This is a genomic window from Synechococcus sp. O70.2, from assembly GCF_047462135.1.
Lineage (GTDB): Bacteria > Cyanobacteriota > Cyanobacteriia > Thermostichales > Thermostichaceae > Thermostichus.
Window position 1 is genome coordinate 17130 of record NZ_JANSIS010000004.1, and the last position, 22985, is coordinate 40114.

General features: G+C 59.9%; 20 protein-coding genes and 1 tRNA gene. 6 read left to right on the plus strand and 15 right to left on the minus strand.

Annotated features, from left to right (window positions below; translation table 11 throughout):
• Window positions 1-17 precede the first annotated feature (17 nt).
• Window positions 18-1076, plus strand: a complete 1059-nt coding sequence (gene psbA, locus NW812_RS05555) for a photosystem II q(b) protein (protein ID WP_414394843.1) — start codon at window positions 18-20, stop codon at window positions 1074-1076.
• Here psbA and NW812_RS05560 read toward each other — a convergent pair.
• From NW812_RS05560 to NW812_RS05570, 3 genes are all read right to left on the minus strand, one after another.
• Complete coding sequence (locus NW812_RS05560; protein WP_414394844.1) at window positions 1073-2896, minus strand: aspartate kinase; 1824 nt, start codon at window positions 2894-2896, stop codon at window positions 1073-1075. The genes psbA and NW812_RS05560 overlap by 4 nt on opposite strands.
• A 44-nt stretch (window positions 2897-2940) precedes the next feature.
• The gene (locus NW812_RS05565; protein WP_414394846.1) at window positions 2941-4458 is read right to left on the minus strand and encodes a site-2 protease family protein; all 1518 of its coding nucleotides are present in this window, start codon (window positions 4456-4458) and stop codon (window positions 2941-2943) included.
• A 124-nt stretch (window positions 4459-4582) separates the two neighbouring features.
• Window positions 4583-4837 carry a DUF751 family protein gene (locus tag NW812_RS05570; RefSeq protein WP_414394848.1) on the minus strand — a complete coding sequence of 85 codons (255 nt, stop codon included), beginning with the start codon at window positions 4835-4837 and terminating at the stop codon, window positions 4583-4585.
• A 175-nt stretch (window positions 4838-5012) separates the two neighbouring features.
• Here NW812_RS05570 and NW812_RS05575 point away from each other — a divergent pair, with 175 nt between their 5' ends.
• The gene (locus NW812_RS05575; protein ID WP_414394850.1) at window positions 5013-5543 is read left to right on the plus strand and encodes an ATP synthase F0 subunit B; all 531 of its coding nucleotides are present in this window, start codon (window positions 5013-5015) and stop codon (window positions 5541-5543) included.
• Between the two features lie 449 nt (window positions 5544-5992).
• Window positions 5993-6364 carry a hypothetical protein gene (locus NW812_RS05580; protein WP_414394851.1) on the plus strand — a complete coding sequence of 124 codons (372 nt, stop codon included), beginning with the start codon at window positions 5993-5995 and terminating at the stop codon, window positions 6362-6364.
• Window positions 6365-6387: 23 nt separating this feature from the next.
• Here the strand turns inward: NW812_RS05580 and NW812_RS05585 are convergent, their stop codons facing one another.
• Window positions 6388-8310, minus strand: a complete 1923-nt coding sequence (locus tag NW812_RS05585; protein WP_414394852.1) for an ABC1 kinase family protein — start codon at window positions 8308-8310, stop codon at window positions 6388-6390.
• Between the two features lie 174 nt (window positions 8311-8484).
• On the opposite strand from NW812_RS05585, the gene NW812_RS05590 reads away from it, so the two are divergent.
• On the plus strand, window positions 8485-10605 hold the full coding sequence (locus NW812_RS05590) for a caspase family protein (RefSeq protein ID WP_414394853.1): 2121 nt from the start codon (window positions 8485-8487) through the stop codon (window positions 10603-10605).
• Here the strand turns inward: NW812_RS05590 and NW812_RS05595 are convergent.
• The 3 genes from NW812_RS05595 to NW812_RS05605 form a co-directional block, all read right to left on the minus strand.
• Window positions 10602-11273, minus strand: a complete 672-nt coding sequence (locus NW812_RS05595) for a DUF1614 domain-containing protein (protein WP_414394855.1) — start codon at window positions 11271-11273, stop codon at window positions 10602-10604. The two genes, NW812_RS05590 and NW812_RS05595, sit on opposite strands and share 4 nt — an antisense overlap.
• A gap of 94 nt (window positions 11274-11367) precedes the next feature.
• Window positions 11368-12282 (minus strand): hypothetical protein, encoded by a 915-nt coding sequence (locus NW812_RS05600; protein ID WP_414394857.1) that lies wholly within the window; start codon window positions 12280-12282, stop codon window positions 11368-11370.
• 202 nt (window positions 12283-12484) lie between these two features.
• Complete coding sequence (locus NW812_RS05605; protein WP_414394858.1) at window positions 12485-13879, minus strand: malic enzyme-like NAD(P)-binding protein; 1395 nt, start codon at window positions 13877-13879, stop codon at window positions 12485-12487.
• A 96-nt stretch (window positions 13880-13975) separates the two neighbouring features.
• On the opposite strand from NW812_RS05605, the gene NW812_RS05610 reads away from it, so the two are divergent.
• Window positions 13976-14548 (plus strand): chromophore lyase CpcT/CpeT, encoded by a 573-nt coding sequence (locus tag NW812_RS05610; RefSeq protein WP_414394860.1) that lies wholly within the window; start codon window positions 13976-13978, stop codon window positions 14546-14548.
• Window positions 14549-14571: 23 nt separating this feature from the next.
• Here NW812_RS05610 and NW812_RS05615 read toward each other — a convergent pair whose 3' ends face one another.
• From NW812_RS05615 to argC, 7 genes are all read right to left on the minus strand, one after another.
• Complete coding sequence (locus NW812_RS05615) at window positions 14572-14871, minus strand: hypothetical protein (protein ID WP_414394861.1); 300 nt, start codon at window positions 14869-14871, stop codon at window positions 14572-14574.
• A 20-nt stretch (window positions 14872-14891) separates the two neighbouring features.
• Window positions 14892-15503, minus strand: a complete 612-nt coding sequence (locus NW812_RS05620; protein ID WP_414394862.1) for an ATP-dependent Clp protease proteolytic subunit — start codon at window positions 15501-15503, stop codon at window positions 14892-14894.
• A gap of 117 nt (window positions 15504-15620) precedes the next feature.
• Entirely contained in the window at window positions 15621-16256 is a 636-nt protein-coding gene (locus NW812_RS05625; protein WP_414394863.1) for an ATP-dependent Clp protease proteolytic subunit, read from the minus strand.
• 110 nt (window positions 16257-16366) lie between these two features.
• On the minus strand, window positions 16367-18841 hold the full coding sequence (locus NW812_RS05630; protein WP_414394865.1) for an ATP-dependent Clp protease ATP-binding subunit: 2475 nt from the start codon (window positions 18839-18841) through the stop codon (window positions 16367-16369).
• Between the two features lie 119 nt (window positions 18842-18960).
• Window positions 18961-19034 (minus strand) — tRNA-Arg (locus NW812_RS05635).
• 145 nt (window positions 19035-19179) lie between these two features.
• Window positions 19180-20643, minus strand: coding sequence for a hypothetical protein (locus NW812_RS05640; protein WP_414394866.1), 1464 nt, complete (start codon window positions 20641-20643; stop codon window positions 19180-19182).
• Between the two features lie 5 nt (window positions 20644-20648).
• Window positions 20649-21755 carry an N-acetyl-gamma-glutamyl-phosphate reductase gene (gene argC, locus NW812_RS05645; RefSeq protein ID WP_414394868.1) on the minus strand — a complete coding sequence of 369 codons (1107 nt, stop codon included), beginning with the start codon at window positions 21753-21755 and terminating at the stop codon, window positions 20649-20651.
• A gap of 214 nt (window positions 21756-21969) precedes the next feature.
• Here argC and NW812_RS05650 point away from each other — a divergent pair, with 214 nt between their 5' ends.
• Entirely contained in the window at window positions 21970-22254 is a 285-nt protein-coding gene (locus tag NW812_RS05650) for a hypothetical protein (protein WP_414394870.1), read from the plus strand.
• On the opposite strand, the gene NW812_RS05655 is transcribed toward NW812_RS05650, so the two are convergent.
• Window positions 22251-22979: a 2-phosphosulfolactate phosphatase family protein gene (locus NW812_RS05655; protein ID WP_414395146.1), complete on the minus strand. Its 729-nt coding sequence runs from the start codon at window positions 22977-22979 to the stop codon at window positions 22251-22253. The genes NW812_RS05650 and NW812_RS05655 overlap by 4 nt on opposite strands.
• Window positions 22980-22985 lie beyond the last annotated feature (6 nt).

Below are 22985 nucleotides of genomic sequence, written 5' to 3' on the forward strand. Positions count from 1 at the left end.
TTTCTAGGAGTTGGCCTATGAGTGTGGTTGTTCGGCGCTCCGCTGCCGCACGGCGGCTATGGAGCTGGGAAAGTTTTTGTCAATGGATCACTAGCACCGAAAATCGGCTTTACATCGGCTGGTTTGGCGTATTGATGATCCCGACCTTGTTGGCGGCAACCTTTTGTTTTGTGATTGCCTTCATTGCTGCGCCACCGGTGGATGTGGACGGGATCCGCGAGCCGGTGATTGGCTCCCTACTGGGGGGCAACAACCTCATTTCTGCGGCGGTGGTGCCCACCTCAGCCGCCATTGCCTTGCACTTCTATCCCATCTGGGAAGCTGCCTCTTTGGAGGAGTGGCTCTACAACGGCGGCCCCTACCAGCTCATCGTGTTTCACTTCCTCATCGGGGTGTGGTGCTACCTGGGCCGGCAGTGGGAGCTGAGCTACCGGCTGGGCATGCGCCCCTGGATTGCAGTGGCTTTTTCTGCGCCGGCGGCTGCCGCTACAGCGGTGCTCCTGGTCTATCCCATCGGCCAGGGCAGCTTCTCAGAGGGGCTGCCGCTAGGGATTGCCGGCACCTTCCACTTCATGCTTGCCTTCCAGGCGGAACACAACATCCTCATGCACCCGCTGCACCAACTGGCAGTGGCGGGGGTGTTTGGCGGCGCCCTGCTGGCTTCTCTCCACGGCTCCCTGGTAACCTCTAGCCTGATCCGGGAGACTTCAGAAGAGGAGTCAGCCAATGCCGGCTACCGCTTTGGCCAGCAGGAGGTCACCTACAACTTCCTGGCCGGCCACTACGCCTTCTTGGGGCGGTTGGGGATCCCCAGCCTTGGCTGGCGCAACAGCCGCTCTGTCCACTTCTGGATGGCGGCCCTGCCTACCTTAGGGATCTGGGCGGCGGCAATCGGCATCGGCCTCATGGCCTTTAACCTCAATGGCTTTAACTTCAACCAGTCCATCCTGGACAGCCAAGGCCGGTTCATCCCTACCTACGCCGATCTCCTCAACCGCGCCAACTTGGGGATCCAGGCCATGCACGCCCCCAATGCCCACCACTTCCCCCTGTTGCTGGCGGCCAAAACAGACTAGGGCCGGTCGAGTTCAAAGGCACGGTGGACAGCTTGGAGAGCCCGGATCCCCTGCTCCCGTCGCACCACGCAGCTTACCTTAATCTCTGAGGTGCCGATCATCTCAATGTTGATCCCGGCGTCGGCCAAGGCAGCAAAAAAGCGCGCCGCCACGCCGGGATACGTTTCCATGCCGGCGCCGACGATGCTGACTTTGGCAATGTCGTGGTCGGTTTCAACCCCAGCTGCCTGCAGCTCCTCGGCCACCTGACAGCACACGGCCTCAGCCGCCCTGGCCTGATCCTGAGGCACGGTAAAGGCAATGTCGTTACTGGGAAGGCCGTTGTGGTAGCTCCGCTGGCTCTGGATGATGGTGTCGACGATAACGCCAGCATCCGCCAAGCGCCCAAACAGATGGGCAGCCGTCCCCGGCCGATCCGGCACCTTGCGCAGGCCTAGCCGCGATTGCTTCAGATCCAGGGCAACGCCCCGCACCGGGTGGTTGCGCAGAAGGGGATCCCCGCAAGGCGCTGCCTTGACTCGATGCAACTGGGGAATCACCTGAAACGCTTCCCCCAGCGCCAGGGCGGCCTCCCCAGCCCGCTCGGCTGCCACCACGCAGCTGACCTTGATCTCCGACATGGAGATCATCTGCAAGTTGATCCCCGCTTCCGCCAGCACGCGAAACATCTCGGCGGCAATGCCCGGGCGACCCATCATCCCCACCCCGGCAATGCTGACCTTGGCTACCGCCTCATCGACAAGGACTTCCCTACACCCCAGCTCCTGGCCAACCTTGCGGGCCACGGCTGCTGCCTGAGCCGCCTGGGCACGGCTGACGGTGAAGGCAATGTCGTTGGTAGGGGATCCCTCCGTCGCACTGAGGTGGAGCGACTGCAGAATTAAGTCGACATTGATCCCCGCTGCAGCAATCTCCTGGAACAGTTGCGCGGCAATGCCCGGGCGATCCGGCACTCCCACCAACACCAACTTGGCCTGCTCTCCATCCAGCTCCACGGTATCGACCGCCCGCCCTAGCTCAATGCTGCTATCAGGGGAGCGGACGCGAGCAGGGGGAGAGACAATGAGGGTGCCTTCTGATCCGGCTTGCAGCGGCTCCAGGCTAGAGCGCACCCGCAGCTTGACGCCGTAGTTGCGAGCAATTTCTACCGAGCGGGGGTGCAGTACCTGCGCTCCTAGGCTGGCTAGCTCCAGCATCTCGTCGGCGGTAATCTCTGGCAACAACCTGGCCTCGGGCACCTTGCGCGGATCGGCAGTAAAGATCCCGGGCACATCGGTGTAGATCTCACACAGCTCGGCTCCCAGGGCCACTGCCAAGGCCACCGCCGTGGTGTCCGATCCCCCCCGCCCCAGGGTGGTGATCTCCAGCTCAGTTAGGCTGGTGATGCCCTGAAAGCCGGCCACCACCACCACCTCTCCCCGCTCTAGGTGTTGCCAAAGGCGGTCGGTGTGGATGTGCAGAATGCGGGCCCGCCCGTGATCCCGGGTGGTGACGATGCCCACCTGGGCCGCCGTCAAGGAGAGGGCAGGGTAGCCCAAGCGCTGCAGCGCCAACGCCAGCAGGGCAATGCTGACCTGCTCACCCGTAGACAGGAGCATGTCCCACTCCCGCCACTGGGCCGGCGTGGTCGGGGATCCCTGGAGGATCTGTTCCCCCAGTTCCACCAGGCGATCCGTTTCTTCTCCCATTGCCGAGACCACCACCACCACCCGCTTCCCCTGCTCCACCGTGTGGGCTACCCGCTGGGCTACGGCCTGGATGCGCTCGATGGAGCCGACGGAGGTGCCGCCGTACTTTTGGACAATTAAACCCGCTTGCATAGCCAGGGCTGAGCTGGTTGACGTGGTTTGGATCCTATCCCGAACTAGGCCAGGCCAAGCCAGCTTTGCAAAAAGGGTGGCACCGGCAGCAGGATCAGCACAAGCCAGCTCAAGATTGCCAGCCCCAGCAGCTCCCGGCCCTCATCCAGCTCGGCGACATCGTTGAGGGCTGGCTCGTCGGCACTGGTGATCACAAACAAAAGCAGCGCCCACAATAACAGCCAGGGCTGCACCGTCAAAGCCAGCAGCAGCACCAGCCAGCGAGTCACTCGCCCCACATTGGCCCCCATCTGCTGGCCATAGATGGCGTGGACAATGTGGCCCCCATCCAGTTGGCCCACCGGCACCAGGTTAAAGGCAACCACCACTAGACCCAGCCAGCCGGCAAAAGCCAGGGGGTGCAGATCGATCACCTGCCCCGGCTGCAACTGATCCCCCAGCACCAGGCGCGCCAGAATGGCCAGCAGCACCGAGAGGCGCGGGTCAATGCGATGGAAGCTAATCGGGGTCGGCTGCCCCTCTGGCCCTGCCGGAGGATCCCCGGGCGTCGAAAAGACCAGCCCCACCAGCAACATTGTCAACGCCACCAGGCTGCCCGCCAGCGGCCCGGCAACGGCGATGTCAAACAGTACCTTGCGGTTGGGCACCGGCTCTTTCAGCTCGATGAAAGCCCCGAAGGTTCCCAACACAAAAGGCACCGGGATGAAATAGGGGAGCGAGGTTTTGATGCCGTGGCGGCGGGACACCCAGTAGCGGATCCCTTCATGGGATCCCAGAATGGCCAAGATCCCCACTGCATAAGGTAACCCTTTGAGCAGAGAGGGTAGATGCAGCAACCGGTCAGGGCTGACTCCAGAAGCTTGGGCGCCGGCAGTTAGGGTCGTCCAAAAGGTAAACAGCAGCAGCCCCAACGCCAGCAGAGGCCACTCCTTCTGACGGGTTAGGGAGCGCCGCGCCGCCGGGTTGGGCACCAGGGCAAAAAAAGGCTTGCCGGCAAACCCCTCCTGCAGCACCACCAGAAAGCGTTTGCCAAAGGTGGTTTCCACATTCCGCTGTACCTGCTCGTAGGCTTCCGTGGGATCCGCCCGCAAATTGCCACGGCAGATGATGGCCTGAGGACGGTACTCCACGCTTTGCAGATAGAAAACGTTCCAAGGAAAGCAGCGGTTGAGCTTTTCCCGCGATACCTCCGAGATGGAGATGGGAGCAGCTGCAGCACCTTCCTCCTCGCCTTCCTCTGTCTCCGGATCTCGCTCTGCCGGGGTGTTTTCCACTCCAGCCTGAGAGCCTGCTGGTGGAGGTTGGAGGCGCCCCCGACGCGCCAAAGTCATGCTGGTAAAATAGGAGGCCAAAAATAGCCAGGAGGCCAAAAATAGCCCCAGCATCAGCAAAGGGGGCATTTCATACTGAAACACCTGCCGCCCCAGCACCCAAAGCAGGGGGGGGATCATCATCACTAGCCACAGGATCCGCCAGGGCACCTTTGAGAGGCGGGCCACGCTTTTTTGTAGCAGCAGGTAGGTTGTCGAGCCCACCAGTGCCAACAGGATCCAATCTGCCATGAGCTCAACAGGAAAACACCTTTACCAAGCTAGCGGCAAACCCGATCGGCTTGCTAGAGCCGGCAGCAGCGATCCGTCAGGAGCTAAACTTCTCTTGGCTTGCTCGTAAGCTGCTCTCTTACTCTCAACGCCACATCCACGCTGGCAGAAGCGTGTGCCCTGTCATCGCCCGCAGGGTGAAATAGATAAACAACAGCAGAGCTAGGGATCCCACAGTTACTAGAGCTGCTGCCGTTGCGCTTTTGCGGTACAGGTTTACAAATGGCTGTAGGCCAGCCCAAATTCCCCCCAGCAAGACGGTGATGAAGTAGGTGGGGTAGCGGGCGACGTTCTCCACAAATTGATCTTCGAGTCGGCGAGGAGGCTGCGGCTGGGGCATAAGCAGAGGGCAACCCAACAACTTTCCCTCAGTCTGCCACAGATAGCGGTCTCTGTCCCCCGCCTCTGGAAGGGTGGGAACACCCAGGTTCAAGACTGCGAGAACCTAATATGGTAGGCGTCATCCTGCCTGCTTTGCCCAGCACAGCCACCCCCTTTCCAGACTGATGCAAGAATTGCCCTCTGATGCTCTCAATCGCTCCAGTGATTTGCCCAGAGATCAGACCCTGGCGTTGATGCGCGTTCAGGAGGCCCTGGATCAACTGGAGGCAGCGATTCTCAGCAGTCCTCGTTTGTTCTGGTCGCGCACTCTCATCGACGAAGAGAAGATCCTAGAGCAGTTGGACTTCATCCGCCTTAACCTGCCCACTGCTCTAGAGGAAGCTGAGGAAGTGCTGCGCCAGCGGGATCAAATCTTGGCTGAGGCCCACCGCTACGCCCAAGAGATCGTGGCCATGGCCCAGCGCCGGGCCGAGCAGCTTGTGAGCGAATCCACCATCCTCCGCCAGGCCCAAGCTCAGGCGGAACAGTTGTTGCGGCAAACCTACCAACAGAGCGAGGAGGTGTGGCGACAGACCCTCCAGGAGTCAGAGCGTCTCCAGCGGGAGGCCCACCGCTACGTGGATCAGGTTTTGCAGGATCTGGAGATGCGGCTACTGGAGTCCCTGCGGGTGATCCGCAACGGCCGACAAAGCCTGCAAACCTGAGCCCGCTCCTGACTAGCAAAAGGCGGCGCTGCCGTGAGGGCTCAGCTTCCTGGGAAGTTATAAGCCGCAGGCGCTATGCAGCCTCTGGGTCAATGGGGAGTGTTCACCTGCCCGGGTTTTAAGTCATATTAAGAGTAGCATCCGGACTTCCCTACCCTACAAACCGGGGTAGCCAAGCCAAGCTTCCTCCGGCAAGACGAAGACAAGTCTTGGATGTGTGGCCCGGAACTCAAGGCGCTGGAGATTGCCGTGGCAGGCAAGGGATCTTGAGCTTTGGCGGCAGGCTGGCGCAGCTTTTCTTTGGCCGACTGAGAGCGTGTTTCCCTCCTTCTCAGTGAGTGCTCCAGAACTGTACCCCTCGAGCCACCTTCCTCAGCGGGCTCTCTCCTCAGCCTGCGAGTTCTGGTTTTTGTCCCTTTTGGGAGTTCCTTAGTCGTCTAGGAGATTCTATGGCCATTGAACCGAAAGCTCGTAAGAACCGCGAAAGCGCTAAATCCCGTTCCCGCAGCCGTCGTCGAGAGTCAACCAAAGCAAGCAATTTGGACGCTAACCTCTCCCTGCCCAAGTTGATCCAAGAGAATGCGGTGCTCCAGTCGCGCAGTCAATTGTTGCTGATGTACAGTGACTTTCAAACCGAAATGCCCAACGATGGCAAGACAGGCGTTGGCACCTGGCTGCGAGCCCGCCTCAAAGAGCACGGCATGCCTAGCTTACTGCGTTTTGGCCCGCGTTCCTGCCCCCAGGTCTTCCGCCGCGATGAATTCTCCGAGTGGATGATGCTGGCTCTCAACAGTCCCAGTTCCAAAAACGAGAACGGCTAGTAGAAGAAGCCAAGGCAGCAAACCTAGACTGCACTAGCGGGTTGGGCTGGGGAAGCATAGACGGTTTGAATTTCTCCAGCTTGCCCGCTATTCCTGTTGCGCCCATTGAGGGAAGCGGGTGACCTAGGCTCCTTCTCCTCCTCTGCAAGCAGCAGCTCCCGGATCAGACGGGCTGCCAAGCGTTGCAGCCAGCGGGAGGCCAACTGCCGCCCCAGCTGTTGGGCTTCTGGCTTGGTGGCTACCTTGGCTACTAGAGGCAAAAGCTGCAGCGGCTGAAAGGCGGGGTTGCTGCTGAGAATTGACCACAGACGTTGCAGATGGGTTAGACCATCTGTAGAGCCGTTGCCTGAGCTGGAAAAGAGGATATCCACCAGCTGCTCTCGCAGGAAGGCTCCCCGCTCCGAAAAGAGGAAATCAACGGCTTTTTCTAGGGATCCCTGCAAGTCAAAGTCTTCGCTGTTGACGGCATTGCGCAGCAGATTTTCCAAGCGGTTCCAGCGAAATTGCCCCTGGCTAAACAGCAGCTCTCGCAGAGCTTCGCGCAGCTCTGGAGCGGGATCAGTTAGGAGCCGCTGGGCCACATAGGGATAGGCTACGCTCAAGACCTTGAAGTTGGGATCTAGACCGATGGCAATCCCCTCGAGGGTGAGCAGCGAGCGGATGATCAGGGCGTAGTAGGCAGGTACGCGAAAGGGAAAGTTGTACATCACCCCCGAGAGGCGATCGGTAATGCTTTTGAAATTCAGCTCGGCCACGGGCTTGCCTAGGGCCTCGGCGAAGACATCCTCCAAGGCGGGGATGATGGGGGTGAGATCGGTGTCGGGATCTAGGAACTCCAGATCCACGTAGTCCTGGGCCAAGGCGGCAAAATCCCGGTTGACCAAGTGGACGATTGCCTTGATGAGGCCGTAGCGCTGGTGCGGCTGGATGGTGCTCATCATCCCAAAGTCAATGTAGGCCAGCCGCCCGTCGTACATAGCCAAGAGGTTGCCCGGATGGGGATCGGCATGGAAAAAGCCGTGCTCCAAGAGCTGCTTCAGAGAGCAGTTGACCCCGATCTCGATGAGGTGCTGCCCGTTTAGCCCGGCGGCGGCGATTTTGTCAAGCTGGGTCAGCTTGATGCCATCGATCCACTCCATTGTCAGCACCTTGGTGCGGGTGTACTCCCAATAGATTTTGGGAGCGTAGATGGAGGGGTGGCGGTACAGCTCTAGGAAGCGCTCGGCGTTGCGGCCTTCCTGGGTGTAGTCCATCTCTTCGTACAGCCGCCCCGCAAATTCATCGACAATGCCCACCAAGTCGCTGCGGATGCGGCGGAAGGTGCGCTTGGCCCAGGCGGCTAGGCTGCGGATGATGTACATGTCCAGGGAAATGCGCCCGATCAAATCGGGCCGCTGCACCTTGACGGCAACTTTCTCTCCCGTGTGCAGACACGCCTGGTAAACCTGCCCCAGGCTGGCCGCGGCAACCGGTTCCGGGCCGATCTCGCGAAAGATCTGCTCTATTGGCTGGCCGATTTGCGCCTCGATGAGGGCAAAGGCAGTGGCATTGTCGAAGGGGGGCAGCTCATCCTGCAGCTTGGCCAGCTCTTCCAGAAAAAGGGGCGAGACCAGGTCGGGACGGGTGGAGAGGGCCTGGCCAATTTTGATGGCTGTCGGCCCCAATTCCGTGAGGATCTCCCGCAGCCGCGCCGCATGCTTGCGTCGGTTCTTCAGCTCTACCCCCCGCCAGCGATCCCACAAGACCCAGATCAACAGCCCCAAAAAGGGGGCAATCAACTGAAAAAGACGCCCCAGCACCAGATCCCAGCGCCCCCGATATTGCCTAGCCAACTCCTCTGGGTCATAACGCAGAGCCGGCTGCAAGGGCTGCTGCCCCGATCCAGGCAAAGGCTGCTCTGCCACCGCTGGCTGGGCTGCGGCCGCTGTCGACAGTGTTGCGTCCATAGAAGTCCCGACGGATCTCGTAACACATCTTAACTTGCTGGGTTGGCAAGCGGCTTGTGGGCTGGGGGGTTGATCTGGGGCGGACAAAGATATCCTGAAATAGGCACAGACTGGGCACAAAGTTTAAGCCGATGGGTTAGCCGCTAAGCCCGCGGGGCAGCCCACCAGGTCAGCATGGAAAGGCGGTCTTTTCTCCAAAAACTACTCCTAGCTGCTGCTGGCCTTGGTTTGTCTCCCGGCTGGCTAACCAGGCAGGCTAGGCGCTATGGACAAGCTCTAGCAGCCACCTCCCGCAAGTTGGCTCTTCTCATTGGCATTAACCGCTACCCTGGCGAGGGATCCCCGCTGCAGGGCTGTGTAACCGACGTAGAGCTGCAACGGGAGCTGCTGCTGTACCGCTTTGGCTTTGAACCGGCAGGCATTCTCGCCCTCACCGATGGAGCGGCTACGCCAAGCGCAGTCCAAGAGGCCTTTGCCGAGCACTTGGGAGGCCCAAGTCAGCCGGCGGAAATCGTGGTCGTGCAGTTTAGTGGCTACGGCCAGTGGCAGGCGGGATCGGCCCCGGATCAGTGGCAGCCGGCTTTGCTGTTGTCGGGCTCCGAAAGCCTGGCGGCCATGGAGCTGGAGCGCTTTTTCCAGCTTGTGCAAAACTTGGGCACGGCCCAGGTCACAACCATACTCGATTGCGGCTTTACCCACATCCCACCTGCCCTACGAGGCAACCTCCAACTGCGCTCCCGCCCACCTGTCCCGCCAGCAGCCTCCAAGGTGCTGGATCCCGGTCAGCCATCCTCTGCAGAAGGGCAGCAAGTTTGGCACCCTCGGCCCAAAGGCTTGTTGATTGCTGCCACCACTCCCCAAGACTTGGCAGCGGAAGCTGCTTGGCCGGGATTTCATGCAGGAGTGCTCACCTACCTGCTGACCCAGTACCTGTGGGAGACCACGCCCCCTGCCCGCCTGCTGATTGCTTTCAACCAGGTGGTCAGTCGACGGGAGCTGGGCCTCTTTTCTTGTCAGCACCCTACCCTGGAGGGCAAAGAAATAGCTCGACGAGTCCCCCCCTACTTCCTCATTCCCTCCCAGACAGCGGCTAGCGGGGTCATCCAGGAGGTGAGGGGGAGCCGTGCTCAGGTGTGGCTAGGGGGGATCCCAGCGGCAGTCCTGGGTAGTCTCCAGCCGGGCACCCTTCTGGCTCCCTTTGTTGCTGATCCTGCTGCTCCAGCAACGCCACTCCTGATTCGTTCCCGCAGTGGGCTGTTGGCGCAGGTCCAAGCGGTCAGCGGGGAAGATCAGTTTCCCCCCGTAGGCACGCTGGTGCGAGAGCAGTTGCGCGCTCTCTCGAGCAGCCTCAAGCTCTTGGTGGGGTTAGAAGACAGCCTGGGCCGTGTTGAAAGAGTGGATCTAACCAACGCCATCGCCGGCTATAGCTGGATGGAGACGGCCAACCCACGCGAGCGCCAGGTGGATTGCCTGCTGGGCCGCATCACCCCAGAGATGGCTGCTGCCTTTCAAGGGGACGCTCTGCCCAAGCCCTTGGAGGTCGGCAGCTACAGCCTCTTTTGGCCGGGGCGAGAGCTGCTTCTCAATTCCTGTGGCCCAGCGGGCGAAGCGGCAACTACGGCAGTGCAGCGGCTGGCCTCCCGTCTGGCCCATCTGCTGGCGGCCAAGCGCCTGCGGACCACCCTCAACGCTGCCATCTCGTCGCTGGGGGTGGTGGGGGAACTGTCCACCCGAGGTAAAACCCCCTCGTGGGCCGTGCGGCCTCCTCAAGGGGCCTCTGCTCCTGCTGAGCTGGGCATGCCTCGCTTCCTGCGCGGGGATCCCCTCTATCTCACGCTGCGCAACGAGGGCGAGCAGGATCTGTTCGGCTATCTGTTGATGGTCGATTCCAGCGGGCAACTGCACCTGCTGGCTCCGGTGCCCCAGGACAACCTTGCCCTGCCGCTGCGCCTAGAGGCTAAGGGCAGCCTGACCATACCACCCCCGCCTGAGATGGCCGTCCGTGAGCCGCGCTCCGTCCTCAACCCCGATTTGCTTACCTGCCACGCCCAGGGACTGACCGAGTTACTGTTTGTGGCCAGCACCCGTCCCCTCTCTGCTAGCCTGGAGGCCCTCAAGGCCATGGCCCGCCAGCAGGGGGTAACCCGTTCGCCGATGTTGCTGAGCAAGCCGCTGGAGTGGACGCAAATCCTTTTCGAGGAGTTGACTTACCGCGCTGAGGAGGGGGCCCCTGACTTGCGTTGGCTGGATCCGGCTCAATCGGTCACGCTTTCCCTTACTTATCTCTTGGTTTAGCTCAGCAGTAGAGCAAATAGGCCACAGAGAGCAATACCATCGAAAACCCCAGCCCCGCCAATGCTGAGGATGCCTGAGCAACTGCGCCGCAACACCTCTGGTAGGTGCAGCAGATCCGCTCCAATCACCGTGCCCAAAACCCCTCCGGCAAAAGCCACCGCCGGCGCCTGATCTCCAGCCCAGAACAGAGCGGCCAAAGCCGCTGTAGCCGGAGCCACCAGGGGATTCATCTGAATGCCGATCCCGGGCACTACGTGGGAAGCGTAGTAGCTGACCAAAGTTACCAGCGCCGTTACGGCTAGGATCAACAGCCCACTGGCCCGGCCAAATTGATACAGGGCCAAGAGCAGCGGGATCAGGCCCCCGCCCACGTTTAGGGCAACCACCGTCTCCTGAGAGATCTTGGCCAACGGGATCCCCCAAAATTGCCGCATCCACAGGCTGGCCAGGTCTTCCACCAGAGTTACCTCGCACCTGACGCGGTAGAGGGGAATATTGACCGAGCTGCCCACCAGGATAGCCAGCAGCAGCAACAGTGCCCCATCTCGGGAAAAGCCCAACTTCCCTGCCGCCAGCGCTACCACATCCACTGCTAGCCCCAGCCAGAGGAAGGGCAATAGCAGTAGAAGCATTAAAAACAACAACAGTGAGACTGGCAGGTAGAACATGGCGGAGATTCCCTTTCCCCTATCCTATCAGGGCCCAAGCTGACTTCCCCAACCTTGGCCAGAAAAAAAGATCCCCACCTTTCACAAGTAAGCCTCAAGTAGGCTCTGTTAGACCGAAGATTTTATTGCGAATATTTTGAGCAATCTCGTAACCAGCACGCTGATCGCTGAGAGTCTTAGCTAGGGAAATTTGATAGCGGTTATCCCCGCGAAATCTAATCACAACATAATTTTTCTCTGAAACAACCTCAAAACCAAGCTTATGCAACTCTGCTTCATAACTATTATCGCACCATTTGCGGTAGTCTCTGAACAAATGATTTATATCTTCCCTAAGCCTTTGACGATAACTCTTACCTTCGTTTGCATGGTTATTCTGAATTAGGTCTTGGAGTATATGCTGGACTCTACTTCCCTTATGCACCTGATCGGCTGCTCTACTCAAGATCTCTAAGATAAAACTCTTGGCTTCTTCTCGATAAAAATCTCTTTCGCTTCTTGCTAAGACTATAGTATTAGTGTCGGCTTGCGCGAGATCCTCAATTCTCCGCCGAAGCTGTGCCCGCAGATGATCCAGTTCCGCTTGCTGACCTTGTAGCTGCTGCTCTTGTTTCTGAACTTGCTCAGACAAGTTCATGGCATTCTGCCGCCATTCTTGCCGCTCAGTTTCGAGCTGTTCTAGGAGCTTCTGATACTCTGCTAGATCAAGTCTCTGGAGCTTCTCTTCCCGCTGTTGGAGCTGGGTTCGGAGCTCATCCAGTTGATTTTCATAGCTACGTAGCTGCTGTTCCTTTTCTTCTATTTGCCGGGAGAGCCCCTCAATCTGGCTTCTCAAAGCTCGAGCCCGACTGCCGTGACGTTGGGCAACTTCCGCGGCTACCGCACTCCCAATTCCAGCGACTAGACCCACTCCCCCGGCCTTACTGAGTCGATCCAGGGGCGCGGCAGCTATACCAGCAGCGGCGAGGGCAGTAACGAGGTGAACATAGAAGGGCTTGCGTAAGTCCATTGAGAACCCCAGCTAGGCAGGAAGCTAGAGCTCAAGATATAAAGAATACAAAGAACTCCACTTCCAGAAGAGGCGCTCTGAAGAATTGTTAAATTACGAAAAATTACGAAAAAGAGGCCCGCTGCTGCCTCTCCCCGAGGACTTGCAAGCCGTGATGCTCGTGTGCTGAATTAGCCTGTCTATTGAACGTTTATTGAACAAGTTATGGGATCCCGGCCACTCCCGTTTGGCGGGCCGCTTGAATCACGGCGGCAGCTACCTGAGGAACCACCCGCCCATCGAAGACTGAGGGGATGATCCACTGGGGATCCAAGTCTTCAGGTGAAATCAAATTGGCGATGGCTTGAGCGGCAGCCAGGCACATCTCGGTGTTGATCTGCTGGGCGCGGCAGTCAAGAGCGCCGCGAAATACCCCCGGAAAGGCCAGCACGTTGTTGATCTGGTTGGGGTAGTCGCTCCGACCCGTAGCCATCACGGCGACTCGATCCGCCACTAGCTCGGGCTGGATCTCAGGCACGGGGTTGGCCAGGGCAAAGACAATGGGATCTGGCGCCATTGTCTCCACCATCTCCGGCGTCAGGGCATTGGCCACGCTCACCCCGATGAACACATCCGCTCCCACCAAAGCCTCTGCCAGGGATCCGCTCTCCTCAACGGCGATGGCTGCCTTTTCCGGGGTGAGGTCAGAGCGGGAGCGGCTGAGGATCCCTTGGCGGTCGCAGACAACAACATGGGTAGCTCCCGCCTGCTGCAGCAGGTGCGTCACGGCAATTCCAGCTGCCCCTGCACCGTTGATGACAATACGCACCTGGCCCAGGTTTTTTTTGACCACCTTCAAGGCATTCAGCAGCGCCGCCAGCACCACAATGGCGGTGCCGTGCTGATCGTCGTGAAACACCGGCAGGTTGAGGCGGGCCTTGAGCTGGGATTCAATAGCAAAGCAGCGGGGGGCGCTGATGTCTTCCAGGTTGAAGCCGCCAAACCCCGGCGCCAGGCGCACCACTGTCTCCACGATTTCTGCCACCTCCTGCGTGGCCAGGCAGAGTGGGAAAGCATCGATATCGGCAAAGCGCTTAAACAGGGCTGCTTTCCCCTCCATCACGGGCAAAGCGGCCTCCGGGCCGATGTTTCCCAGGCCCAGCACGGCACTGCCGTCGGTAACGATGCCCACACAGTTCCCCTTGATGGTGTACTCATAGACAGCGCTGGGATCGGCGGCAATCTCCAGCGCCACCCGGCCCACGCCCGGGGTATAGGCCATGGCCAGGTCAGCGGTGCTCTCCAGGGGGCTTTTGGCCACCACCTGCAACTTTCCCCCTCGATGCAGCTCAAAGGTGCGATCCACCACCCGCTCCACCTTCACATTCGGCAAAGAGGCAACGGCGGCCTGAATTTGCTGGGCGTGCTCGCTGCTAACGGCATCGACACAGATCTCCCGCACGGTTTCAGCAGCCGATTGGTGGATGAGGTCGATCCGGCTGAGGCTGCCGCCCACCTCGGCAATGGCTTGAGTGACGCGAGCCAGGGCTCCGGGCCGGTTGGGTAGACGTAGGCGTAGGGCAATACTGTAGCTGGCGCTGGGGGTAAGCTGGGTCATAGTCAAACTGCCCTTAGCAGAGTCAAGAGGCTACCCCGCCGCAGCACCCGCGGGGGAGTAGAATTGAGAAGCGCAAAAGACTCTTTCGCGTTAGCCTTGACAACTTTCGATCCCGACCTCAACACCTTAGCCAATTGGTTGGAAGGCTACTACAGCAACCGCGCTCAGGCAATGGTGGAGCCGGTGTGGTTTGTGCCAGTAAGCCTTTGGTACGTGCGTCTGCCTCACCTGTTTCCCGAGGGAATTGGCTTTTTTACCGAGCAGTTTAACGAACACACACCGGGCCGATTCTACCGCAGCCGAGTGCTACAGTTGCTGGCGGATCCCTTGCGGATAGAAAACTACAAGTTGCGAGATCAAGCGGCTTGGGCAGGCGCCTCGCAGGATCCGCAGCGTTTAGCGCAGCTGTCACTCTCAGATCTCGAGCATTTGCCGGGCTGCCGTATTTTGGTCGAAAAACGCCCAGGCTGCTTTCACGGCGAGATGCTGCCAGGGGGAGCTTGCCGCCTCAACCCCGGCGACAGTACCTATATCCACATTGAGTTCGACCTCACAGCCCAAGAATTCATCACCTGGGATCGCGGCTTCGACGCCACCACTGGTCAGCAAACTTGGGGATCCCGTGCTGGCCCCTACCGCTACCAGAAAGGGATCCCTCCCCGCCCTTAGAAATAGATAGAGGGTAGGCTGGATTAGGGGAGCAAGAAGGGAAACAGGTCGCGAACTCCTTTGCGCAGCTTGAGTAGAAAGATCAGCCGTTCCACCTTTGGCGAAACTGATCCCGTGGCAGGACGGGCTGCTAGCTCTGCCTGCAGCTTCTGCGCTTCGCTAGCAGTGAGGGGCTGGTTATCAACCGGCGAACGGGCACGCAGCTCAGGTTGAGCCCGCAACACCTCCTCGGGAATCTCGGAAGCTGGCGGCAATGACCAGGCTTGGCTACCCCAAAGCAGCAACAAGCCGCTGCAACCGCCCAGTCCCAGCCTCCAGAGCATCCGACCGCTTCCCCTCGCGTTTAGCTGGCCATAGCTTCCGAGCGCTCCTGGATTACCCGGTCGACAATTCCATAGGCCTGGGCTTCTGTAGCCGAGAGGTAAAAGTCTCGCTCCACGTCCCGCTCAATTTTCTCCAGCGGCTGGCCGGTCATTTGCGACAGCAGCTCGTTCATGCGCCGTTTAACCCGCAGCGTTTCGCGGGCTCGAATTTCAATGTCGCTGGCTTGGCCTTGGATCATTCCCAGCGAAGGTTGGTGCAGCATGATGCGAGCGTGGGGCAGGGCAAAGCGTTTTCCCTTGGTGCCGGCAGCCAGCAAAAAGGCTGCCATTGAGGCGGCTTGGCCCACGCAAACCGTAACGATGTCCGGCTTGACGTGGTTCATGGTGTCATAAATGGCCATCCCTGCCGTCACAGAGCCGCCGGGGGAATTGATGTACATCACGATATCTTTTTGGGGGTCCTGGGAATTGAGGTAGAGCATTACCCCCACAATGGTATTGGCCAAGTTGTCGTCAATCGGCTCGCCAATAAACAAAATCCGCTCTTGGTAGAGGCGGTCATCGAGGCTAATCCATTGGGTGTAAGGATCGCCGGGCAAACGGTAGGGAACGCGAGGCACTCCAATTGGCATAGATGTCTCCTGGCAAAGTTTGAACCAGAATAGGGCGCTTGCCAAATTGCTCCCGCACTCAGGCTCAGCCAAGGCAAAACCCGCCACAGCCCAGCGCGGGTATTTCAAGGTCGACCCTCAGGTTTTGGCTGCCGCCAACTTTGGCAAGCCTTTGGAGCTGGTCAGCACCTGGTCAATGAGGCCATAGGCCTTAGCCTCTTCCGGGGTCATGAAAAACAGCCGCTCCGTGTCCTTTTTAATGCGCTCCACGGGCTGACCCGTGCTGCGGGAGAGTTCCTCCAGCATCATGTTGCGCAAGGTCAGGATCTCGCGGGTGCGAATTTCAATGTCGCTGGCCTGTCCTCGGGCACCCCCATAGGGCTGATGCAGCACAATCGTGGCATTGGGCAAGCTAGCCCGAAACCCCTTAGCACCCGCTGCCAACAGCATGGCTGCCATGCCAACGGCAGTACCAATGCAGATAGTGTGCACTGGCGGCTTGATGTAGTTCATGGTGTCCAGAATGGCAAAGGCTGCCGTGTCGTAGTTATAGGTGCCCGTTGAGTTGATGTACATCTTGATCGGCTTTTCCCGATCCTCGTACTGCAAATACAGCAGTTGCTCGATGATCAGCTTGGTGACGTTGGCATTTGACTCTTCCGCCAGAGGTAAACCCAGGTAAACAATGCGCTCCTGGAGCAGCAGGGAAGCTAAATCCGGGGGAGGCGTCCGAACCGGAGCGCCACCGTAGTAATAGTAGGTAGATTGCACCATGCCAGAGTTCTCCTACAGCCAATCCCTTGACTTAGCTAAGAACAAGGGATCCGGAAATAGCAGCGGATCCCTTGTCCAGTAACCAGCAACAGAAGAGCGTCCTGGCGACCTTACTCAGCTCCCTGCGGCAAGAGCACCCGATCTGACTGCGTGACTAGGACTTTGGGCTTGCGCTCCTCGTCCACGTCGATGAGCACCTCAGATCCCTCTTTGACGCGGCCAGTCAAGATCTCCTCTGCCAGCAGGTCTTCCAACAGGCGCTGGATGGCCCGGCGCAGGGGACGTGCCCCGTAGCTGGGGTTGTAGCCCTCCTCCACCAGCAGGTCTTTGAAGCGATCGCTGACCGTGAGGTGAATTTTCTTCTCCTTCATGCGGTCGAAGACTTCCTTGAGCAGGATGTCGGCGATCTGCTTCACCTCGTCCTTGGTCAGTTGCCGGAAGACGATGATCTCGTCCACCCGGTTGAGGAACTCGGGCCGGAAATACTGCTTCAGCTCTTCGTGCACCAGGTTGCGGATGCGGTTGTAGTTGGCCTCTTCCTCATTGGTGTTGAACTCAAAGCCAAGGCTGCCGCCGCCCTTCTCGATGACCTTGGAGCCAATGTTAGAGGTCATCACGATCAACGTGTTCTTGAAGTCCACCGTGCGACCTTTGGCATCGGTCAGGCGGCCATCTTCGAGAATCTGCAGCAGCAGGTTAAACACATCCGGGTGGGCTTTCTCAACCTCGTCAAAAAGCACCACCGTGTAGGGGCGGCGCCGCACCGCTTCGGTCAGCTGACCCCCCTCGTTGTAGCCGACGTAGCCGGGCGGGGATCCAATAAGCTTGCTGACCGTGTGCCGCTCCATGTACTCCGACATGTCAAGGCGGATCATGGCTGACTCGGAGCCGAAGAAGTAGGCGGCTAAGGCCTTGGTCAGTTCCGTTTTGCCCACCCCAGTTGGGCCGCAGAAGATGAAGCTGGCGATGGGGCGATTGGGATTTTTCAATCCCACGCGCGCGCGACGAATGGCGCGAGAGATAGCCCGCACAGCCTCATCTTGACCGACAATGCGCTGGTGCAGGGTCTCCTCCATGTGGAGCAGCTTCTCCGACTCACTTTCGGTGAGCTTGGCTACCGGCACCCCTGTCCAAGCGCTCACCACCTGGGCCACATCTTCCTCCGTTACCTCTGGCAGCTCCGTGCGGCTGCTGTCCTCGGCTTTCTTGGCCGCTGCAATGGCGCGGATCTGCTGCCTAATCTCCATCTCCCGGTCCCGCAGCTCACCAGCCCTGTCGAAGTCCTGGGCTCGCACTGCGGCATCCTTCTCCCTGAGAACCCGCCGCAGCTCCTGATCCAGCTCCCGCGCCGCTGGCGGCAGTTGGGAGTTGATCAAGCGTACTCGCGAAGCCGCTTCGTCGATGAGGTCAATGGCCTTGTCGGGCAAGAAGCGGTCGGAGATGTACTGGTCGGCCAGCTTGGCTGCCGCCTCCAGAGCCGCATCGGAGATCCTCAGCTTGTGGTGCTGCTCATAGCGCTCCCGCAGGCCATAGAGAATCTCAATGGTCTCAGCCACGCTCGGCTCGCCCACCATGATGGGCTGGAAGCGGCGCTCCAGAGCCGGATCCCGCTCAATGTGCTTGCGGTACTCATCCAGGGTGGTGGCGCCGATGCACTGCAGCTCGCCGCGAGCCAAAGCCGGCTTGAGGATGTTGGCAGCATCGATAGCGCCCTCCGCCGCCCCCGCCCCAATCAGGGTATGCACCTCGTCGATGACCAGGATGATGTTGCCGGCGTTGCGGATCTCATCCATGATCTTCTTGAGGCGCTCTTCAAACTCGCCGCGGTACTTGGTGCCAGCCACCAACAGGCCGATGTCCAAGCTGATCACTCGCTTGTCGGCCAAGATGTCGGGCACATCGCCTTGCACAATGCGCTGGGCCAAACCCTCGGCGATGGCGGTTTTGCCAACCCCCGGCTCGCCGATGAGGACGGGGTTGTTCTTGGTGCGGCGGCCCAAGATTTGGATCACCCGCTCGATCTCCCGCGTCCGGCCTACCACCGGATCCAGCTTGCCTTCCTGAGCCAGTTGGGTCAGGTTGGTGCCAAATTCATCCAGGGTAGGTGTCTTAGTACGGCTAGAGGAGCCACCGCCTGCCGTTACTTCGGCGGTTTCGCCCAGCATGCGGATGACTTGGGTACGCACCTTGGAGAGATCCACCCCCAGGTTTTCCAGAACGCGGGCGGCTACTCCCTCCCCTTCTCGGATCAGGCCCAGGAGTAGGTGCTCCGTGCCAATGTAGTTGTGGCCGAGCTGGCGGGCCTCTTCTAGGGAGAGCTCCAGCACTCGCTTGGCGCGGGGAGTGAAAGGGATCTCGACGGCCACAAAGCCGGATCCCCGACCGATAATTTTCTCGACTTCAATGCGGGCGTCCTTCAAGTTCACTCCCATGGACTTGAGGACTTTGGCGGCGATCCCCGTGCCCTCGCCAATGAGCCCCAGCAAAATTTGCTCAGTGCCAACGAAATTGTGACCTAACCGCCTGGCCTCCTCCTGGGCCAGCATGATCACCTTGATGGCCTTTTCTGTAAAGCGTTCAAACATGATCCTCGAGCTCCCTACGCCTGCATCAAGGCGGACCTGATAGGCCTGATCCTAACACAGGATTCAGGCCAGCTAAGGGACAGCAGACACCCCAGACGAAAAATCATCTGGGACTAGAACGCGCCTGGAGAGATTTGAACTCCCGACCGCGTGGTCCGTAGCCACGTGCTCTAGTCCACTGAGCTACAGGCGCAAGAGGGGTAGACTAGACTATCTGGCTGTCATCTACTGATGGACATCCCTAGACATGCCTTACACATTGTAGCACAAGAGCATCTCTTGATATCCGACACCATTCAAGAAGGCCCTGCCCAGAAGGGGGGGTACCCTTGAATGGCTCAGTCGTCCAAGGGTTCTATCTCGGGATCCAAGCTCTTGGCGGTAAGGCGCAGGGCCTCTGCCTGCTCCATCACCCGTGGCGCTTGCACTGCCGCCTCAACCCCTTGCCGATAGCTCTCCCACAGGGGCATTTCCGGGTAGGTCTGCTGCAATTCCTTGATCTGATCCAGCAGAGCCTCTAGCCAGCCAGACGTACCCCAGGTGAGCAAAAACTGCAGGGGATTCCAGAGGTTGAGCTGCCGCCCCAACTCGTTGAGGCTTTCGTTGCGAAGGGGCGGGTCGAAGATGTCGGCCACCGTCATCAACTGACGGCCCAGGAGCGGCCTAAGGATTGTCTCAGCAGCCTCCACAACGGCGGGAAGGGCGGCTTGGATGCGCTCGGGACTGGGAATGTGCCGGGCCTGGGGCAAAGCTTGCAGCAGCAGCTCCAGGCGTCGTTCAGCTTCTGCCGACTCTAAAGCCGCTTCTAGGGTTGTGCCCACACTGAGAAACACTTCCCCCGTCAACAGCCGCACAGCGTCGATAACCAGGTGATACAGGGGAGGGATCACCAGCTTGATCCATTCGCTTTGGAAAAACTCCCGCAGCCGCCGCGCCAGATAGTCCCCCACCTGCGTGGTTTGGATCCCCAGTTGGGTGAGGGAGAGGTACCAGTCGGGGGGGGATCCTTTGGGATCGAGCCACTGGCGCAGGGTTTGCCATTCCTCTTCGGTGAGGGCAGTTCGCCCCTGCTTTAAGACGCTGCGCCGCAGCTTGCCCTCGGCATTCAAGAGCTTGCGCAGCTCCGGTGTGCCCAGCAGAGAGAGGGCCCCTGCCGATCCCACGCTGCCGATCTCGACGGCAATGAGGGCGGCCAAGAGGGCGGCTGAGGCTTTCACCTGGATCTCGCCGCTTTTGTCCACCACCAGAGGTAGGCGGCTATTGCCATAGGCCCGCAGGCTCATCGCCTCCAAGGTGGAGCGTTGCTCAGCGGTTAAGGCCCCTGCCCAAGAAGGGATGCCGTTGGTTTCTGCCCCAGAATAGGCCTGGTCCTGCAGGCTGTGATACAGCAGGCTGGCCACCCAGGCGCGGTCGGCGGCCCGTTCCAGAGAGCCAATGACCACCTCCCATTGGCGGGGGCTGAGCAGAGGCAAAAGCGCTTGCAGGTCTTGCTGGAGCGGCTCTGGAGAGCTGGTGGCTCTAGCTTTGTCTAAAGTTGCCTGCAGCCGATCCCTCGCCTCACGGCACAGGCCGCCCCACTCCAGTTGCAAACGAGCTAGGGTTTGCTGCAGGGTTTCTTCAGAGCGCCGGGGCAGCTCCTGCCAGCCCGCTTCCAGTTGCCGCCACAGCCCCTCCCAGTTCAGGTCCCCAGCCCTACCGGATGAAGGTGGAGAGTTCGCCGGCGTGGCGGGCCTGTTGGGATCAAGATTGGGGGAGAAGAGGTTAGGCATGGGCAAACTGGGCTGCAGGGGAATTACCGGCATTATAGCTAGGGGTAAAAGGCAAGCTGCGGTAAGCCCAAGGTTTCCGGCCACCCCATCATTAGGTTGAGGCATTGCACCGCCTGCCCGGCCTGTCCCTTCATGAGGTTGTCGATTACCGACAGGACAATGACTCGGTTGGTGCGGGTATCCACTTCCACCCCGATCATGCAGGTGTTGGTGCCGGCAACCCACTTGGTTTGCGGGTAAACGCCGCGGGGCAGCACCTTGACCCAGGGGGATTGGCGATAGAAGGCGTTGTAAATGGTGATGAGATCTTCGCCCACGAGGCCGGGATCCCGCAGGTTGGCGTACAAGGTGACGTGGATACCCCGCACCATCGGCACGAGGTGGGGCGTAAATTGTACAGTGATGGGAGTGTGGGTGAGGTCACTGCAGGCCTGCTCGATCTCGGGTGTGTGCCGGTGTTGGGCCACGCCATAGGCCCCCAGAGAGCCATCTACCTCGGCAAATAGGGATCCCAGCTTGGGGGTGCGGCCCGCGCCAGAGACGCCGGACTTGGCATCGAAAATAAGGCTGTCCAGCTCCACCAACCCCTGCCGCAGCAGGGGGGCAACCGCCAACAGGGAGGCGGTGGGGTAGCAGCCGGGGCAGGCTACCAGTTGGGCTTGGGCAATGGCCTCCCGGTAGAGTTCCGGCAGCCCGTAGACCGCTTGCTCGTTGGCCTGGCGATAGGCAGGGCTGGGCCAGTTGGGATCCGTCTGCCCCAGGCGATACCAGGATTGGTAGGTGGCCAGGTTGCGAAAGCGATAGTCTGCCGAGAGATCTAGAACTTTGCACCCTTTGGCTAGCAAAGGCGGCGCCAAGTCTGCTGCCAGGCCATTGGGCAGAGAGAGGAAGACAACGTCGCTGCTGGCGGCAATGGCCTCCACATCTACCGGCTGGATGGTCAAATCCACCGCTTGGGCCAGGTGAGGGTAGAGATCCCCGTAGCGTTTGCCGGCGCTGTCTTGACCGGCCAGGTAGGTGATCTGCACGCCGGGATGCTCGCTGAGCAGCCGCACCAACTGCACCCCTCCATAGCCGGAGGCCCCGACGATGGCGACGCGGACAGGATTGGTGGGAGGAAGAGAGTGAGGCGCCGTAGTGGCCATGGGGGATGCTTGTGCAGAATTGCAAAACTGACGGTTTGCCTTACTATTTATCGCATTTGCCGCTGCCTTGGTTGAACTCACCTGATCTGTTGGGCTCAGTGTTGCCTGAGCCGGGAGTTATACTGGGCTCACGCGAGCCGCTCGGGCCTCAGCAGCCGCCTTGGCTGTTGAGGTCGTTCCCAGGGATGTTCCCTACCTCGTCGGGAAGGGTTATATGTACTACGAACAATTGATCAACATGATCCTGCGGGCCTGCGGCCAAAGCAGCCGCCACGGCCTGGATCAGGAAACGTTGACCCTCTACTCCGAAGGCCCCTACACCCTCTACAAGCTCACCTCCCATTTCGACCGCCGCTCCATTTTTGTTTTGGCCCAAAACCAGCAGGAGGTGTTTGTCTCCGGAGATGCGTTTCACAGCAAGTTGATCCCGGGAGAATGGCAGGAGTGGCTGCACCAGAAGGCTTTGGCTGTTGCCGCCGAGACACCCCAGGCCAGCTAGCCGGCGAGGGCCAAAACGCCGGGCTGAATCTGCCGGGGCACCACTGAGAGCCGATCCAACTCCGCACAATAGGCCAGGTCCCTGTCGCTTTCAGGGCTAATGGCCAGTAGCCGCTGCCCATGGCTGGAGCGCCGCAACAGGCCCAGGAGATTGTCTTGCCAAGTTTGGTAGAGGGCCAGGGCGGCCACTGCCTCGTCGTTGCCCAACTGCTCCTCCGAACAGCCCAGGCGATGCAGAATGGCTCCGGCACAGGCGGTGTCTTCCAAAGCAAAAGCCCCCTCCCAGCCAGCTCCCACCAGCCACACCTCAGCAAAAGCTCCTTGCCTGAGAAACTCCACCACTGCTCCCAAGTTCACCAGGGCTGCTGTGATCAACACTGGGATCCCTTCTAAACGCTGAAGGGTGCGGGTGCCGTTGGTGGTGCTCATGAAGATGCGCTTGTCCCGCACACGCTCCGGCGTATACTCGCGGGGGGAGTTGCCTAGGTCAAAGCCCGCCACTGTTTTGCCGCCTCGCTCCCCAGCTAAGAGCCGTTTGGAGGCCGGCCAGCTTTGGCTGTTCGCTTGCAAGGGTTGTAAATCGGCAAACACCTGCACGGCCTCTGCCCCTGCGGCCAGGGCTGTGGCAATGGTGGTGGTGGCCCGCAGCACATCAATGGCCACCGCGCAGACTGGGATCCCTGACGAGGGGACTTGCTCAGGGGTGTGGAAGTGGAAAAATCGCATGAGAGA

Bases quoted from the DNA above. Each gene is read 5' to 3' on its own strand.
- psbA (WP_414394843.1), top strand. From the start codon at position 18: ATGAGTGTGGTTGTTCGGCGCTCCGCTGCCGCACGGCGGCTATGGAGC.
- NW812_RS05560 (WP_414394844.1), bottom strand. From the start codon at position 2,896: ATGCAAGCGGGTTTAATTGTCCAAAAGTACGGCGGCACCTCCGTCGGC.
- NW812_RS05565 (WP_414394846.1), bottom strand. From the start codon at position 4,458: ATGGCAGATTGGATCCTGTTGGCACTGGTGGGCTCGACAACCTACCTG.
- NW812_RS05570 (WP_414394848.1), bottom strand. From the start codon at position 4,837: ATGCCCCAGCCGCAGCCTCCTCGCCGACTCGAAGATCAATTTGTGGAG.
- NW812_RS05580 (WP_414394851.1), top strand. From the start codon at position 5,993: ATGGCCATTGAACCGAAAGCTCGTAAGAACCGCGAAAGCGCTAAATCC.
- NW812_RS05585 (WP_414394852.1), bottom strand. From the start codon at position 8,310: ATGGACGCAACACTGTCGACAGCGGCCGCAGCCCAGCCAGCGGTGGCA.
- NW812_RS05590 (WP_414394853.1), top strand. From the start codon at position 8,485: ATGGAAAGGCGGTCTTTTCTCCAAAAACTACTCCTAGCTGCTGCTGGC.
- NW812_RS05595 (WP_414394855.1), bottom strand. From the start codon at position 11,273: ATGTTCTACCTGCCAGTCTCACTGTTGTTGTTTTTAATGCTTCTACTG.
- NW812_RS05600 (WP_414394857.1), bottom strand. From the start codon at position 12,282: ATGGACTTACGCAAGCCCTTCTATGTTCACCTCGTTACTGCCCTCGCC.
- NW812_RS05605 (WP_414394858.1), bottom strand. From the start codon at position 13,879: ATGACCCAGCTTACCCCCAGCGCCAGCTACAGTATTGCCCTACGCCTA.
- NW812_RS05615 (WP_414394861.1), bottom strand. From the start codon at position 14,871: ATGCTCTGGAGGCTGGGACTGGGCGGTTGCAGCGGCTTGTTGCTGCTT.
- NW812_RS05620 (WP_414394862.1), bottom strand. From the start codon at position 15,503: ATGCCAATTGGAGTGCCTCGCGTTCCCTACCGTTTGCCCGGCGATCCT.
- NW812_RS05625 (WP_414394863.1), bottom strand. From the start codon at position 16,256: ATGGTGCAATCTACCTACTATTACTACGGTGGCGCTCCGGTTCGGACG.
- NW812_RS05630 (WP_414394865.1), bottom strand. From the start codon at position 18,841: ATGTTTGAACGCTTTACAGAAAAGGCCATCAAGGTGATCATGCTGGCC.
- NW812_RS05640 (WP_414394866.1), bottom strand. From the start codon at position 20,643: ATGCCGGTAATTCCCCTGCAGCCCAGTTTGCCCATGCCTAACCTCTTC.
- argC (WP_414394868.1), bottom strand. From the start codon at position 21,755: ATGGCCACTACGGCGCCTCACTCTCTTCCTCCCACCAATCCTGTCCGC.
- NW812_RS05650 (WP_414394870.1), top strand. From the start codon at position 21,970: ATGTACTACGAACAATTGATCAACATGATCCTGCGGGCCTGCGGCCAA.
- NW812_RS05655 (WP_414395146.1), bottom strand. From the start codon at position 22,979: ATGCGATTTTTCCACTTCCACACCCCTGAGCAAGTCCCCTCGTCAGGG.